General features: G+C 32.1%; 12 protein-coding genes. 6 read left to right on the top strand and 6 right to left on the bottom strand.

Annotated features, from left to right (window positions below; genetic code table 11):
• Positions 1-12: 12 nt before the first annotated feature.
• Positions 13-408 (bottom strand): polymer-forming cytoskeletal protein, encoded by a 396-nt coding sequence (locus O9267_RS07710; protein WP_298177827.1) that lies wholly within the window; start codon positions 406-408, stop codon positions 13-15.
• The gene (locus O9267_RS07705) at positions 408-3,281 is read right to left on the bottom strand and encodes a gliding motility protein (protein WP_298177825.1); all 2,874 of its coding nucleotides are present in this window, start codon (positions 3,279-3,281) and stop codon (positions 408-410) included. The genes O9267_RS07710 and O9267_RS07705 overlap by 1 nt, the downstream gene beginning before the upstream one ends.
• Before the next feature lie 196 nt (positions 3,282-3,477).
• Between O9267_RS07705 and O9267_RS07700 the strand changes: the two genes are divergently transcribed.
• The 3 genes from O9267_RS07700 (at position 3,478) to O9267_RS07690 (ending at position 7,970) form a co-directional block, all read left to right on the top strand.
• Positions 3,478-4,530 carry a ferredoxin--NADP reductase gene (locus O9267_RS07700; protein WP_298177823.1) on the top strand — a complete coding sequence of 351 codons (1,053 nt, stop codon included), beginning with the start codon at positions 3,478-3,480 and terminating at the stop codon, positions 4,528-4,530.
• Positions 4,531-4,701: 171 nt separating this feature from the next.
• Positions 4,702-6,291: a hypothetical protein gene (locus tag O9267_RS07695; RefSeq protein ID WP_298177821.1), complete on the top strand. Its 1,590-nt coding sequence runs from the start codon at positions 4,702-4,704 to the stop codon at positions 6,289-6,291.
• Between the two features lie 29 nt (positions 6,292-6,320).
• Positions 6,321-7,970, top strand: coding sequence for a hypothetical protein (locus O9267_RS07690; RefSeq protein WP_298177819.1), 1,650 nt, complete (start codon positions 6,321-6,323; stop codon positions 7,968-7,970).
• Between the two features lie 49 nt (positions 7,971-8,019).
• Here O9267_RS07690 and O9267_RS07685 read toward each other — a convergent pair whose 3' ends face one another.
• Both O9267_RS07685 and O9267_RS07680 read right to left on the bottom strand, forming a co-directional pair.
• Complete coding sequence (locus tag O9267_RS07685; RefSeq protein ID WP_298177899.1) at positions 8,020-9,009, bottom strand: glycosyltransferase family 9 protein; 990 nt, start codon at positions 9,007-9,009, stop codon at positions 8,020-8,022.
• A gap of 58 nt (positions 9,010-9,067) precedes the next feature.
• A complete protein-coding gene (locus tag O9267_RS07680) occupies positions 9,068-9,673 on the bottom strand; it encodes a DUF4254 domain-containing protein (RefSeq protein ID WP_298177817.1) in 606 nt (201 codons plus the stop codon).
• A gap of 79 nt (positions 9,674-9,752) precedes the next feature.
• On the opposite strand from O9267_RS07680, the gene upp reads away from it, so the two are divergent.
• Positions 9,753-10,406, top strand: a complete 654-nt coding sequence (upp, locus tag O9267_RS07675) for a uracil phosphoribosyltransferase (RefSeq protein WP_298177815.1) — start codon at positions 9,753-9,755, stop codon at positions 10,404-10,406.
• On the opposite strand, the gene O9267_RS07670 is transcribed toward upp, so the two are convergent.
• On the bottom strand, positions 10,401-11,330 hold the full coding sequence (locus O9267_RS07670; RefSeq protein WP_298177811.1) for a DUF6427 family protein: 930 nt from the start codon (positions 11,328-11,330) through the stop codon (positions 10,401-10,403). The two genes, upp and O9267_RS07670, sit on opposite strands and share 6 nt — an antisense overlap.
• Positions 11,331-11,379: 49 nt before the next feature.
• On the opposite strand from O9267_RS07670, the gene O9267_RS07665 reads away from it, so the two are divergent.
• Entirely contained in the window at positions 11,380-11,610 is a 231-nt protein-coding gene (locus tag O9267_RS07665) for a uracil phosphoribosyltransferase (protein ID WP_298177808.1), read from the top strand.
• On the opposite strand, the gene purD is transcribed toward O9267_RS07665, so the two are convergent.
• Positions 11,602-12,876 carry a phosphoribosylamine--glycine ligase gene (purD, locus tag O9267_RS07660; RefSeq protein ID WP_298177897.1) on the bottom strand — a complete coding sequence of 425 codons (1,275 nt, stop codon included), beginning with the start codon at positions 12,874-12,876 and terminating at the stop codon, positions 11,602-11,604. The two genes, O9267_RS07665 and purD, sit on opposite strands and share 9 nt — an antisense overlap.
• A gap of 120 nt (positions 12,877-12,996) precedes the next feature.
• Here purD and O9267_RS07655 point away from each other — a divergent pair, with 120 nt between their 5' ends.
• A complete protein-coding gene (locus O9267_RS07655) occupies positions 12,997-14,310 on the top strand; it encodes a phenylacetate--CoA ligase family protein (RefSeq protein ID WP_298177806.1) in 1,314 nt (437 codons plus the stop codon).
• The last annotated feature ends 10 nt before the right edge of the window (positions 14,311-14,320 follow it).

The raw sequence follows: 14,320 nt of genomic DNA, 5'->3' as shown, positions 1-14,320 counted from the left end.
TTATTAGTTTTATTATTCTTCGGATTTTTGTCCACCAGATAGTAATTTACTTTGATTCGTTTTCATTACACAAGTGGCATTAAATTCTGCTCCTGGTTCAATAGCTAGTTTTCCGCAGATAACTTCGCCTGTTATTACTGATGATGCTTTTAGAGAAAGCACTTCTTCAACTTGAATTTTCCCTTCAAATCTTCCTTCGATATCGGCATTTTTGCATAGTATATCACCTTTTATTGAACCTGCTGGTCCAATTACGATTTTTCCATGAGATTGAAAATTTCCTATCAAGTCACCATCAAGTCTAAAATCAGCTTTTGATAAAATATCTCCTTTTATTATTGTTCCTTCAACAATTCGGTTAGTTTGTCCAAGGTTTTCAGTATAAGTTTTTTGTACTTTATTAAACATTATTTGTCTCTTTTATTAGGGTTTGGGGTTTGCAAAGTAGGTTGTAATGTTGGCGTTTGACCTCTATCATTTCTTGGTTTTTCTTGTGGATCATCTTCTGATAATGATGGTGGTTGGTTTCTGTTGTTTTGTTTGGTTTCTTCTATAACTTGTTTTTTCTCTTCTTTTGGCGCAACTGGTCTCAACGGCGGTGCTGCGATTGCTTCAACTGGTTTAGGATCAGAATATGGAGTAGTTAAATAAGTTTCAAAATTTTTCTTGATTTGAACTATTTTATAATTCTCATTTGATATTATATAAGGTGTGTTTTTTACTTTGTAATCTTTAAATTCTTTAAGAATAGTTGCAATTCCTTTGGCACTTTCTTCGGTTGAAATTCCGTGAATTACTAAGAAATTATCTTCCATTGTATAGATATCATTAGAAAGTGTGAATTTCCCAACGCTTCTTTCTGCTATAAATTTAGACAGAATTTTATTTAGCGCCATTGTGTTAGTTTCTGTAGAATCTTTGGCTTTGTAAAGAATTTTCCAGCTTTTTGGAGCTATTGCATAAAACTCTAGAGCTTCCATTTGTGGAATTTCTTTTCCTAAAAATGATTCAGCTGTTTTTCCTTCTTCGCTATTTGGATAATTTAGGGCAACATAGTTTAATGATTTTTTGAATTCTTCGATTCCTTTTAATTTTCCGGTAACATTGGCTTTTAATAATTCAAATTTTGAAACGATATCTTCACCTGTATATTGGTCAATAGCTTCGGTGGTTTCTGCCAAAACTTTTTTGTAATCGCCTTTTAAATATTCTTTGTACAAATTATCATAAGTGGTTTCTGGCGAAGCTACTGCCAACTCACTTTCAGAATCAGATTTTGACAAAATTTGGGCATAACGAGAAGTTGGATATTGACTGATGATTTTATCTTTCATTGCCAATGCTTTGTCTTTGTCAATTAGCTCATAAATTTTATACAAATGATACATTGATGGTAAAATCAATCTTTCTTCTGGATTGCTTTGTAACAAATTTTCAAGTTTGCTTGCGGCTAATTTATATTCTTTGAACTTCTCTTTATAAATAAGTCCTAATTGGTAGTAAGCAAAATTTCTTTCTTTGCTAATACTATCGGTTTCTTTTTGCGTTTTTGGTAGTTGACTAGTGTAAAAATCTACCGTAAATTTTGCGTCTGCACTTTCTTTTTTGGCTGTATTATCGGCAACATCTTGTTCTTCATCATCATCATTTTTAGTCGAATTTGATTTGCTTGAAGCAGTTCTCCAATTATCTTTCAACGCTCTATTTCCCCATAATTTTTTAAATTCGAGTTTGCCAAATTCAAGTGTTTGTTGGTTGTAGAAATAAAAATTACCTGTTTTACCTATCGAATTATTAACTGTTGGCGCTTTGGAAACAGGTGCTTTTTCGTCTTGATTGGCTCTTGATTGTTGAGCCATTTTATCCATTTTGCCTGAAACTTCTTCATCACTTCGACTTTGACCGTCACTATTTTCAGGATTGCTCTCTGCCAATTTTGTATTTTCTGCTTCTAGTTTTTTTCTAGCTTCTTCTTCTTTTTTTAGTTTAGAAATGTACTCTTCATAATAGCTTTTTCTATTTGAATCAGACATTGCAAGAACTTTCAATATACTATCGTTTCTAGTCGCAATTCCTTCATATTTGATAACATCATCAAGATTTAAACGTTTCTTTTTGATAAATTTGAATTCTCTAGTTCGATCATTAAGTTGCACCAATGTGCTATCATAATATTTTCCAGCGGTTACATATTTAGCATCATTAAAATAAATATCTGCTAAATTTCTGTAGTTAGAAGCTGCTAAATATTGGTCGGCAGAACGTTTTTTCAAAGAAACATTATAGTAGTCTTTTGCTCTTTTGAAATTTTTGTTTTTTGCATAATACAAAGCCATTTGATGGTTTAAAACATCCAAAAATGATCTGTTTTCTCTGTCTTCTAATAAATCGTTGAATTTTTTCAAAAATGCAATTGAGTCACCGGTTGCTACATCAAACTGTGCTGCTTGTCGTGCATGTGCTTGGATCACATATTGTCGAGCCGCATTTCTATTCATATCAATAACTGATTGATAAGAAACATAGGCACTATCTTTTTGATTTAATGATTCAAATAATTGACCAAGAATAAAATAATATCTTGATTTTTCTTCTTTTTTCTTAGTAAAATCTCGTGCCAATTGGAGTTTTGCCATGGCGCTATCTTTTTGTTCTAAATTGAGAAATGCTTGAGCAAGAGCTGCATTAGCATCGGCAAAAATTTGATCTTTGAATTTGATTTCTTTTAATAATTTGGTCAAATTAGTAATCGCAATCGCATCATTATCAAGACGCATATTGGTTTTTTCTCGCCAAATTTTAGCTTCGTAAATTTTATCGCTACTAGGATATTTGTACAAAATATAATTGAAAGCTTCTAATGCAGGAACAAAACGCTGGTCGTAATATCTTGCTTTTCCTAGCATTAGGTGCGCTTCATCCATTTGAGGGTTTTTTTCCGAACCTTGAATGTTCATGGAATGTTTCTGAATAGCCTTGATAGATTTGTCTTCAGCACGTTCAAAATTAGCGTTCTTTTTTTCTTGTCCAGGAATTGTTGCTTTAGTTTCGGCAACTTGCATTCTTTCTATCGGAAGTTGCTCCCAAAAATTGTCGTTGTATTGCGTTTTCAATTCCTCAACACCTTTGTCTAAAGCGATTCCGCCGTTATACAAAATATTATATTTGGTACTAAGAGCGTGATTATTTCTGGTTAAAAAATTGTTTTTCTTGGTAGAACAAGCCACTACAAAAAGAACAATACTTGCAGAAAATATGTATTTTACTAATTTGGTTTTCAATGTAAATTGTTTTTTAATAATTAACTTTAAAAAGTCAATTTTAGTATATCGACTGGTAAAAGTACGTTTCTTTTTGATATTGCAAAAGTTTAAAATAAGTTTTTTACGATAGTTAGATTGTTTGCCAACAAAATTTAGAAAAAATAGTAAAGCTTGTCTTAAGTCATTTTCATACTTTTGCAAAAATTTATTGTTTATGTCAAGTTTTTATAAATTACAAATCAAAGAAGTAAAAAGAGAAACGCCAAGTGCAGTTTCGATTGTTTTTAATATACCAAGTGAATTGAAATCTGTTTTTCAATTTATTGCTGGTCAATATGTTAATTTAAAATTGACACTTGACGGAAAAGAAATTCGTCGTGCTTATTCTATTTGCTCTTCGCCTCAAAGTGGTGAATTACGAATAGCAATTAAGTCAGTAACAAATGGTCTTTTTTCAAAATTTGCAAACGAAAATTTAAAAGCTGGAGACATTATTGAAGTAAGTCATCCTGAAGGAAGATTTATTTTTGAACCAAATGCAGAAAAACAAAAAAATTACATAGGTTTTGTTGCTGGAAGCGGAATTACACCTGTTTTATCCATTCTTCAATCGGTTTTAGAAGAAGAATCTAATAGCACTTTTGTATTGGTTTATGGAAACAAAACGCCTCAAGATACCATTTTTCATGCGCAATTACATGATTTACAACTTAAATATGTAGGTCGTTTCTTTGTTCATTATGTTTATAGTCAAGCCAAAGCTGAAAATGAACTTTTTGGAAGAATTGATAAAGCTAATGTGAATTTTGTTTTGAACACCAAACACAAAGAAATCACTTTTGATAAATTCTATTTATGTGGTCCAGAAGAAATGATAAATTTGGTTTCTTCTATTTTAAAAGAACACAATGTAGCTGACAAGAACATTAAGTTTGAATTATTTACCACTTCATCAACTGAAAATGCAGAAGCAACTAGTGGTGAAGGACATACGAAAATTACCATTTTAGTTGATGGTGACGAAACCACTTTTGAAATGTCTCAAAAACAAACCATTCTTGAAGCAGCTTTAAAACAAGGTTTGGATGTTCCTTATTCTTGCCAAGGTGGAATATGCAGTAGTTGTTTGGCAAAAATAAACTCTGGAAGTGCCGAAATGCGTAAAAATTCAATTTTGACCGATTCTGAAGTTGAAAGTGGTTTAACATTAACTTGCCAAGCTCACCCAAAATCTAGTGAAATTTATATTGATTTTGATGATATTTAATTTTTAATTACTAGAGAAAATTTTCTCAAAAAAACAACAAAGAAAGAATTAACTTATAAATTTTAGTACAAATCTAAAAAAATTTTGTTTTTTAGGAATAATCTCTTTTCTTTGCTGGTTAACAATAACTTTACGGAAATTTTAAGCAAAAAATCATTAAACTATACAATTATGAAATTGAAATTACTAATTGCATTTTTATTCACAATCCCTGTTGTAAGTTTTGCACAGATTGGAATTGGTACAACAACTCCTAATGCCTCTGCTGAACTAGATATTACCTCAACTACAAAAGGTTTGTTAGCTCCTCGTATGACATTAGCGCAACGAAATGCCATTTTAACTCCTGCTACTGGACTGTTGATATATCAAACAACTGCTCCTGTAGGTTTTTATTTTTATGATGGTACTACTTGGCAACAAAATTCTCAAGCCGCTTGGTTGTTAGGAGGTAATTCATCAACAACGCCAGCAACAATGTTTCTAGGTACTACTGACGGTCAACCATTAATATTTAGAACTAATTCAGTGGAACGTATGAGAATATTAGGAAATAGTGTTCCAGCAACTGAAGGTTTTATTGGTATTGGGACAGCTACACCTACTAACAGGTTACATTTATTTAGTACAACAGCAGGTGCATTACGTATTCAAGATGGAACGCAAGCTGCCGGAAGAATATTAACTTCTGATGCAAATGGTGTTGCAACATGGGCAGTTGCTCCTGTTGCCCCAAGTACAGGTTGGTCAAGATTTGGAAACGCGGGTACTAATCCAACAACAAATTTTGTTGGAACAACAGATGCTCAAAATTTTATTATTCGTAGTAATAACTTGGCTAGAATAAATGTTTTAAGCAATGGAAATGTAGGTATTGGTGTTGCTGCACCAACTGCAAAACTTGATGTGTCTGAAAATTTAGTTGGTCAAGGTATTATTAGAGCAATAAATACTAATACTGCTGCTGCAACTGTTTCTTTTGGTATTTTAGGACAAGCTAGTTCAACATCTATTGGTTCTGCAGGAGCTGTAGGTATTTCAAACTCTGGAGGGCAAAATGAAATTGGAGTTCTTGGAGATTATGGTCTTTGGGGTGCTGGTGTATTTGGTAAAGGACCATTAGGGGCGTTTTCTGATATGACATCAAGTATAGATCATGGTGTTTTTGGTACTGTAGGAAACTCTGCAACTGGAACTGGTGTATACGGTAAAAACACATCTGTAAGTGCTTCTGCATACGGAATGTATTGTAATGGAAATTTTGCAGTAACTGGAACAAAATCGGCTTCTGTACCAACATCTAAAGGAAATCAATTGGTTTATTGTACAGAAAGTCCTGAATTATGGTTTGAGGATTTAGGTTTTGGCGAATTACAAAATGGTTCTGTGCATATAAAACTAGATGATATGTTTCAAGAGACAGTATATATTGACAATACACACAAAATGCACATTTTCCTTCAAGAAGAAGGAGATAGCAATGGTTTATATGTAACTATAGATGCTGACAATAAAGGATTTACTGTAAAAGAAAAAAACAATGGACATTCTAACAACTCTTTTTCATATAGAGTTTTGGCAAAAAGACGTTTCTATCAAAACCAACGTTTTGGAGTAGATGCAAATCAACCATTTGAAAACAATTTGGTTAAACATAAAGATGTGCCAGCTACTACAACAGACCCTCAAGAAATGAAACGTTTTGTTGACGAATATACTGCTTCAAGAACTACAGCAGCAGAAAATAACAAGCAAAAATAATTTATACTTTTAATTTTTAAAACTTCGGTATGAAAAATTTATCTTACTTGTTTTTAATTTTCTTTTTTGCAATCTCTGTTACAAATGCTCAGGTTGGAATAGGTGTTGCATCGCCTGACCCAAGTGCGGAACTAGAAGTTGCCTCAACAACTAAAGGAGTGCTTGTTCCTAGAATGACAAATACTCAAAGAGGTGCAATAATAGCTCCTGCAAATGGTCTGCTTATTTATCAAACAGATGGTGTTCCTGGTTTTTACTATCGTCAAGGAAGTTGGTTACCAATGAGCAGTATAACAACTGGTTGGCCATTATTTGGGAAAACCACTGGTAATCCTATATCAAGAGATATAGGCACAAATGATTTACAACCATTTATATTTAGAACGAATAATCTTGAAAGATTGCGAATTTTAGACGCAGGAAATATTGGTTTAGGAACAACAGCTCCGTCAACAAAATTGCATCTTTTTAGTGCAACTGCTGGCGTATTACGTATTCAAGATGGAACCGAAGGAGCAGGAAAACTTATGGTTTCAGATGCAAATGGAGCAGTCTCTTGGGCATCAGCTGGAAGTGTTTTTACAGTTGATTGGGATACTTTTGGTAATTCAGGAACGACACCTGCAACTAATTTCTTGGGTACAACAGATGCTCAAGATTTGGTAATTAGAACAAATAATATTGAAAGAATGAGGGTTCAATCTGATGGAAACGTCAGAATTAACTCTGGCCCAACATTATCACAGCTTCAAATTAACGGAAACTCAACTACACAACCAACTGTAAGAGCTGTGAATACAAATACAACAGCAAATACATTTTCATTTGGACTTGTTGGTTCGGCTCAAAGTACCTCTTTTGGATCTTACGGTTTAAGCGGTTATTGCTTTAATTCTGGTGGTGTAAGTGGTATTGGTATTTTAGGACAAACACAATCATTTGGAGCTGGTGTATTCGGTAGAGCTTGGAATTCAGGTGGTACAAATGATTTATACAACACCCCATTGGCAGATTATGTTGATTTTCTTCCAAATAGAGACTATGGTGTATATGGAAACGTAGGGTTTTCATCAGGTAAAGGTGTTTATGGTTATAATTCAAACTTAACTCCTGGCACTGCTTACGGAATGTATTGTGAAGGAAACTTTGCAGTAACTGGTACTTCAACAAATGGTGCGGGAATAGCTGTAGTTAAGGCTGCTTCAGTTCCTACTAGTAAAGGAAATCAATTAGTGTTTTGCAAAGAAAGCCCAGAATTATGGTTTGAAGATTTTGGTTCAGGAGAATTAAGAAACGGTTCGGCTCACATTAGTTTAGATGAATTATTTCTAGAAACTGTAAAAATTGATGAGCAACATAAAATGCATGTTGTTTTACAAGAGCAAGCAGAAACACAAGGGCTTTATTTTATTGTTGATGCCGATTATAAGGGATTTACTGTAAAAGAAAAAAGAAATGGAAGTTCAAATGGTACATTTTCATACAGTATTATGGCTAAAAGACGTTTTTATCAAAATCACCGTTTTGGTGTAGATGCCAATATGCCTTTTGAAAATAATCTAGTGAATGCAAAAGAAGGAGCTGTTATAACTACAGATCCTATGGTTATGAAAGCATATATAGAAAAAGTAACTGCTGAAAAAAATGCTAAATACGCTAACAAGTTTAAAAAAGACTAACTAGATAACTTAAATTAATAAAAAAGGAGCAATTAAAATTGCTCCTTTTTTATTTTAAAATTATACTTAATATGTCTTCAGGTGTTATCGTTCGCATCACATTTTCGTAACCTGCCACTTTTTTATTTCCATAAATTGACGTTGGTAATAGCGGATACTTCTCTCTATCAGATACCAAACAATTATTTATTGGTTGATTGAATGGCGTAAACCCAGCAAAAGGATGTGTTGCACCCCAAAGTGTAATTACTTTTACGCCCAACATAGCTGCTATATGAGCGTTTCCACTATCCATAGAAAGCATCGTATCTAAATTAGAAATAAAGTGTAATTCTTCTTTAAGTCTTAATTTTCCAGCAACAACTATAACATTACTTCTATTATTCGAAAAAGAATTTAGTTTCGCTATTTCTTTTTTTCCACCACCAAAAAGAAAAATTTTATTGTTGATGTCTAATGCTAATTCATCTATTACTTTTTGCATTAAATCTTGTGGATAAACTTTGCTTTCATATTGTGCAAAAGGCGCAATTCCAATCCATTTGAAATTCTCTTTTTTGCCAGATATTGACAAAATTTCATCAGACAAAATAGCTTTCTCAGGAAAATTAGGAGTATTTATATCAACCGAAAAACCTAGTTGTTTGAACGTTTTAATATGTCTTTCAAACATCGATTTTAAAGGTTTGAAAATTTTGTTTTCGGCATGTGTTAATTCTTTTTTTTCTTTTCTTCCTTTATCTGTATGAGCAACTTTTTTTCCGCTTAATGCAAATAATGTTCTAACAACTTTAGAACGTAAAACATTGTGCAAATCGGCAACAGCATCAATTTTAAGTTTACTTAAATCAGAATATAATTTGAATAATCCGAAAAAACCTTTGTGTCTTTTTTTTAAATCTATTTCAAAAAAATTCACATTCTCAATTCCATCAAAAAATGGTTTGAAAAAAGGTCTTGAAACAAACGTGATTTTTACTTGCGGGTTTTGCTCAACAAAAGCTCTTATTACAGGAACCGTCATTGCAACGTCGCCCATGGCTGACAGTCGAATGACGGCTATATGTTGGATTGGTTTTGACAATGTATGTCGGATGTTATTTCTTGTTTTGATATAAAACAGGATTCAAATCGTCGTCGTTGTACATCTTCATTTGTTTGTACACTTTCATAAATTTATCTCCGTTTTCAATGTCTGTCAATAAATCATCAATTGCAGTTGACAAATCGCTTCTTTGTTCTAAAAGCACATTTAGTTTTTCTTGACATTTATCTCTATGTTCTTGAGAAGCTTCAGGTCGAATTACTTCTTCATTCATGTGATAAATTTTTAATGCCAAAATTGACAATCTATCAATGGTCCAAGCAGGTGATTCAGAATTGATTTTTGCTGTTGGTTTTACAACTACATTTCCATATTTTTGAAGAAAATAGCTATCAATAAACTCAACCATATCGGTACGTTCTTGATTAGAAGCATCAATTTTTCTTTTCAAAACCAAAGCAGCAACAGGATCGATATTTGGATCACGAATTATATCTTCATAATGCCATTGAACCGTGTCAATCCAATTTTTAAAATATAATAAATGTTCAATTTTATCTTTTGGAAATGGATTGTTAATAGGTTGATCAACACTATCATAAACGTGATAATCTTTGATACTTTGTTCAAATATAGAATAGGCAAATTTTGAAAACATAACGATATATTTTTTTTACAAAGATAGTTTTTATACTTTTAAACTTGAAACTTGAAACCTTAAACTTGAAACAAAAATTATGCATATTCACTATATTTCAGAAAATAACAGTATTCTTAATCATTTTTTGGCTCAAATTCGAGATGTTTCCATTCAAAAAGACAGCATGCGTTTTAGAAAAAACATAGAGCGAATAGGTGAAATTATGGCTTATGAACTGAGCAAAACATTAGAATACAAAAGCATTGACGTGCAAACGCCACTTGGAATTAAACACACAACGACTATTGCTGACAATGTAGTTTTATGCTCAATTCTTCGTGCCGGATTAGCTTTGCATCAAGGGTTTATGAATATTTTTGACAATGCCGAAAATGGTTTTGTTTCTGCATATCGTCATCATCCTAATAATGATGATGCTTTTGAAATTTTGGTCGAATACCAAGCAGCGCCATCATTTGAGAATAAAAATCTGATTTTAATTGATCCAATGCTAGCAACTGGTCAATCGATTGTGGCTGTTTTAAACAAATTGCATTTGGAACAAAAACCTAAAGAAATTCATCTTGCTGTTGTAATTGCAGCTCCAGAAGGAATTGCTTATCTTGAGGAAAATCTTCCTGAAAATTGCCATCTTTGGGTTGCTGCCCTTGATGAAAAATTGAATGAGAAAAACTATATCGTTCCTGGTTTGGGCGATGCTGGCGATTTAGCTTACGGAAGTAAATTATAACTGTGAAAAATAGCTAAATAAACTTAATCCAACCAAAAAATAGACTACAACTTCTTTTTGCCACTTTATTTGTGCTGTTTCAATATGAAAAGTGGCCATCATAGCTAATGGAGCAAAAGTAAAGATTAATACATCATTGCTTTTTTGCGGTGACAATACATAAATTACAATTCCTAAAACAAACCACATAATTACTTTTTTGTACGAAGCCTGCAAAATCATTGGTCTATTAGATAATGTTGAGAAAAAAGAAACGACAAAAAATAATGCCACTGTTGCATATAATGAAAGTGAAATGTTTTCATAAACCGATTGGAAATAGTCTATTCTCATGTCAATCGTGGCATTTTGAAGGAATAAGTCTATCCAGTTTTTATCAAAAATTAAGGCGCTGACTATAAATAGAATTGCCACCGTTAAAAAGGCAATAAAAGGTAAAATCCAATTTCTATAATCGCTTGAAACGTGAAAAATTATAGATACAAAAACCAATATAATGAACAAAATGCACCAATAATGAAAAATTGCCGCTAGAAATATCCATAAAGAAGCATCAAATATCTTTTCTTTTGGGGCTTTTAACGATTGAAGCGAGATTAGTCTTCGTAAACCTAAAAGAACAAAAAAGTTGGCCACGAACAATCTTAAATTTTCTAAAACCGTTGGAAAAAACAAGACTAGAAATAAATAGAAAAAAACCGTGTAAGTACTGTCTTTGCAAAGTCCGTTTTTTTTGATGATAAAATTTACAACAAATAATGAAGCCAAAAGCATAACAATTCCAGCTCCTTTTTTTGTCATTTCTATCATCGTCATTTCTGCAGTTCCATGATTCATTACATAGAAAAAATAGAAAAAAAGCGTTGCTAAAAGAACAAATAAGTAATTAATTGGTGTAGATTTTCTAAAAACACTTGCTATCATGAGGATATTTTATACTTTTGTAAATGTAAATATAATACTTGTTTAAAAAATGAAAACATTTTTCGAAGGAATACAGTGGATTTTTGAAAATATTCTTTTTATCCCTCAAAACTTTTTTAGAAAGTTAGAATTGTCAAGTTGGTTTGGTGCTAACATTTTCAATTGGATTTTGATGATTGTGTGTGCTTACTATATTGTTTATTGGTGTAAACAATTAGCTATTCATCAAGATAACAACGAAGAAAACCAAGATACAACAGCTCATTCTTTCTTAAAATAAGTCTAAGCCAATATCTTTTCTAAAATACATCTTATCAAAATGTAGCTTTTCTATGTTTTGATAAGATTTTTTTGTGGCTTCTTGAAAATCATTTCCAAACGATGTCACTGCTATAACTCTACCACCATTTGTAACTACTTTTCCGTTTTCTAATTTTGTTCCTGCATGAAAAACTAGCGAATCTTCAATATTTTCAATGCCTGAAATTTGTTTTCCTTTTTCATAATCTTCAGGGTATCCGCCAGAAACAACCATTATTGTAGCGGCACTTCTTTCGTCAATTTCTAAAGAAACTTCATTTAGTTTTTCATAAGCAACCGCTTGAAACAATTCAACCAAATCAGACTTTAATCTTGGAATCACAACTTCTGTTTCGGGATCGCCCATTCGAACGTTGTATTCTATAACCATTGGTTCGCCTTTTACATTGATTAGACCAATAAAAACAAATCCTTTGTATTCTATTCCGTCTTTTTGCAAACCTTCAATTGTTGGTTTCAAAATACGATTCTCAATTTTTTCTAACAAAACAGCATCTGCAAATGGCACTGGAGAAACAGCTCCCATTCCGCCTGTATTTAATCCTGTATCGCCTTCTCCAATTCGTTTGTAATCTTTTGCAGTTGGTAGAATTTTATAATTTTTTCCATCAGTTAAAACAAAACAGCTTAATTCGATTCCGTCTAAAAATTCTTCAATAACCACTTTTGAACTTGCTTGTCCAAACTTTGCGTGAACCAACATATTTCTCAGTTCATCTTTAGCTTCATTCAAATCTTGAATTATTAAAACACCTTTTCCAGCAGCCAATCCATCAGCTTTCAAAACGTAAGGCGGTTGTAGAGTTTCTAAAAATTTACATCCTTTTTCAACCGTTTGCGCCGTAAAACTATCGTAAGCTGCGGTTGGTATTTTGTGTTTAATTAAAAACTCTTTGGCAAATTCTTTACTGCCTTCGAGTTGCGCACCAACTTTAGATGGGCCAATTACTGGTATATTATTTAATTGAGAATCATTTTTGAAAAAATCATAAATTCCATGAACCAATGGATCTTCTGGGCCAACCACAACCATTGAAATATTTTCTTTTAGCACAAATGCTTTTATTTCTTCAAAATTCAAAATGTCTAGGTTAACATTTGTTGCAATTTCGGCAGTTCCGGCATTTCCAGGAGCTACAAAAAGGTTTTTGCATTGTTTACTTTGAAGTATTTTCCATGCTAATGCGTGTTCTCTTCCGCCCGAACCTAGTAGTAAAATTGTCATTGTGTGTGTTGTTATGTTGTCTTGCAAAAATAGTTTGTTTTGAAGATATAATGATAAAAAGTTTTTAGTTTTTAGTTTATCATTTTGTGATTTGCTATTTTTGATGAAAATAGACATTTCGTGTTCAAACTTTTCGACTTATCACTTATTTTAAATGGTTTTCCTATAAAGAAAGCCAAAATTGCTTTTGAAAAAATTCTTTCTGTTTCTGATGAAAATTATGAAGCATATGTATTACAAAAAAGGAAAGAAATTACCGAATATCATTTAAAATACAATCCATATTATCTTGAAATAGTTGGAAAAGATTCTTTTGAAAAATGGGAAGACTTACCCGTTATGACCAAAAAAAACTTTCAAAAACCATTAAAAGAAAGGCTTTCGAAAGGATTTACACCCAAAAATGTTTATGTAAATAAAACTTCAGGTTCAAGTGGTGATCCGTTTATTTTTGCTAAAGACAAACCTTGTCATGCGCTAACTTGGGCAAGTGTAATTTATAGATTTGGTTGGTTTGGAGTTGATTTTAACACATCATATCAAGCTCGATTTTATGGCATTCCGTTAGATTTTATTGGAAACAAAAAAGAACTTTTAAAAGATTGGCTAAGCCGAAGATATCGCTTTTCGGTTTTCAATTTATCAGATGAAGTTTTAGAAAAATATTTGGCTATTTTCAAAACTAAAAAATTTGATTATATCAATGGTTATACAAGTTCAATAGTGTTATTTGCTAAGTTTTTGCAGAAAAAAAATGTGGTATTAAAAGACGTTTGTCCAACATTGAAAGTATGCATGGTTACTTCAGAAATGCTTTTTGATGATGATAAAATTTTGCTTGAAAACCAATTTGGAATTCCAATTGTGAATGAATATGGTGCATCTGAACTTGATTTGATTGCTTTTCAAAATCGTAACGGTGAGTGGCAAGTGAATTCCGAAACGTTATTTGTTGAAATTATTGATGAACATAATAACGTTTTACCTTACGGACAAGAAGGTCGTGTTGTGATTACTTCGCTTTATAATAAAGCACATCCATTTATACGATATGATATTGGTGATATTGGGGTTTTGGATGAGAAAAGCACATTCAAAAAACCGCTTTTCAAGAAATTAATTGGTAGAACAAATGATGTTGCTATTTTACCAAGTGGAAAAAAATCGCCTGGTTTGACTTTTTATTATGTTACTAAAAGCATTATTGAAGACGACGGAAATGTGAAAGAATTCATTGTAAAACAAACCAAACTAGACACTTTTGAGATAGAATATGTAAGTGAAAACGAATTAAACTCGAATCAAATTTTAGAAATTGAAAAAGCTATTCGATTATATCTTGAAGATAATTTGAATTTTATTTTCACCCGAAAAGACAAATTACAAAGAAGTAAAAGTGGCAAGTTAAAACAGTTTCAGTCGATGCTAAAATAAAATATAAACC

The sequence above is a fragment of the Flavobacterium sp. genome (assembly GCF_027531705.1).
Classification (GTDB): domain Bacteria; phylum Bacteroidota; class Bacteroidia; order Flavobacteriales; family Flavobacteriaceae; genus Flavobacterium.
Note: the sequence above shows the minus strand (reverse complement) of the source record. Positions and strands in the feature narration are given on the sequence as shown.

Excerpts from the sequence above, each read along its gene's own strand:
- upp (WP_298177815.1), top strand. The coding sequence starts at position 9,753 with ATGCATATTCACTATATTTCAGAAAATAACAGTATTCTTAATCATTTT.
- O9267_RS07680 (WP_298177817.1), bottom strand. The coding sequence starts at position 9,673 with ATGTTTTCAAAATTTGCCTATTCTATATTTGAACAAAGTATCAAAGAT.
- O9267_RS07665 (WP_298177808.1), top strand. The coding sequence starts at position 11,380 with ATGAAAACATTTTTCGAAGGAATACAGTGGATTTTTGAAAATATTCTT.
- O9267_RS07690 (WP_298177819.1), top strand. The coding sequence starts at position 6,321 with ATGAAAAATTTATCTTACTTGTTTTTAATTTTCTTTTTTGCAATCTCT.
- O9267_RS07685 (WP_298177899.1), bottom strand. The coding sequence starts at position 9,009 with ATGGGCGACGTTGCAATGACGGTTCCTGTAATAAGAGCTTTTGTTGAG.
- O9267_RS07700 (WP_298177823.1), top strand. The coding sequence starts at position 3,478 with ATGTCAAGTTTTTATAAATTACAAATCAAAGAAGTAAAAAGAGAAACG.
- O9267_RS07670 (WP_298177811.1), bottom strand. The coding sequence starts at position 11,330 with ATGATAGCAAGTGTTTTTAGAAAATCTACACCAATTAATTACTTATTT.
- O9267_RS07695 (WP_298177821.1), top strand. The coding sequence starts at position 4,702 with ATGAAATTGAAATTACTAATTGCATTTTTATTCACAATCCCTGTTGTA.
- O9267_RS07710 (WP_298177827.1), bottom strand. The coding sequence starts at position 408 with ATGTTTAATAAAGTACAAAAAACTTATACTGAAAACCTTGGACAAACT.
- purD (WP_298177897.1), bottom strand. The coding sequence starts at position 12,876 with ATGACAATTTTACTACTAGGTTCGGGCGGAAGAGAACACGCATTAGCA.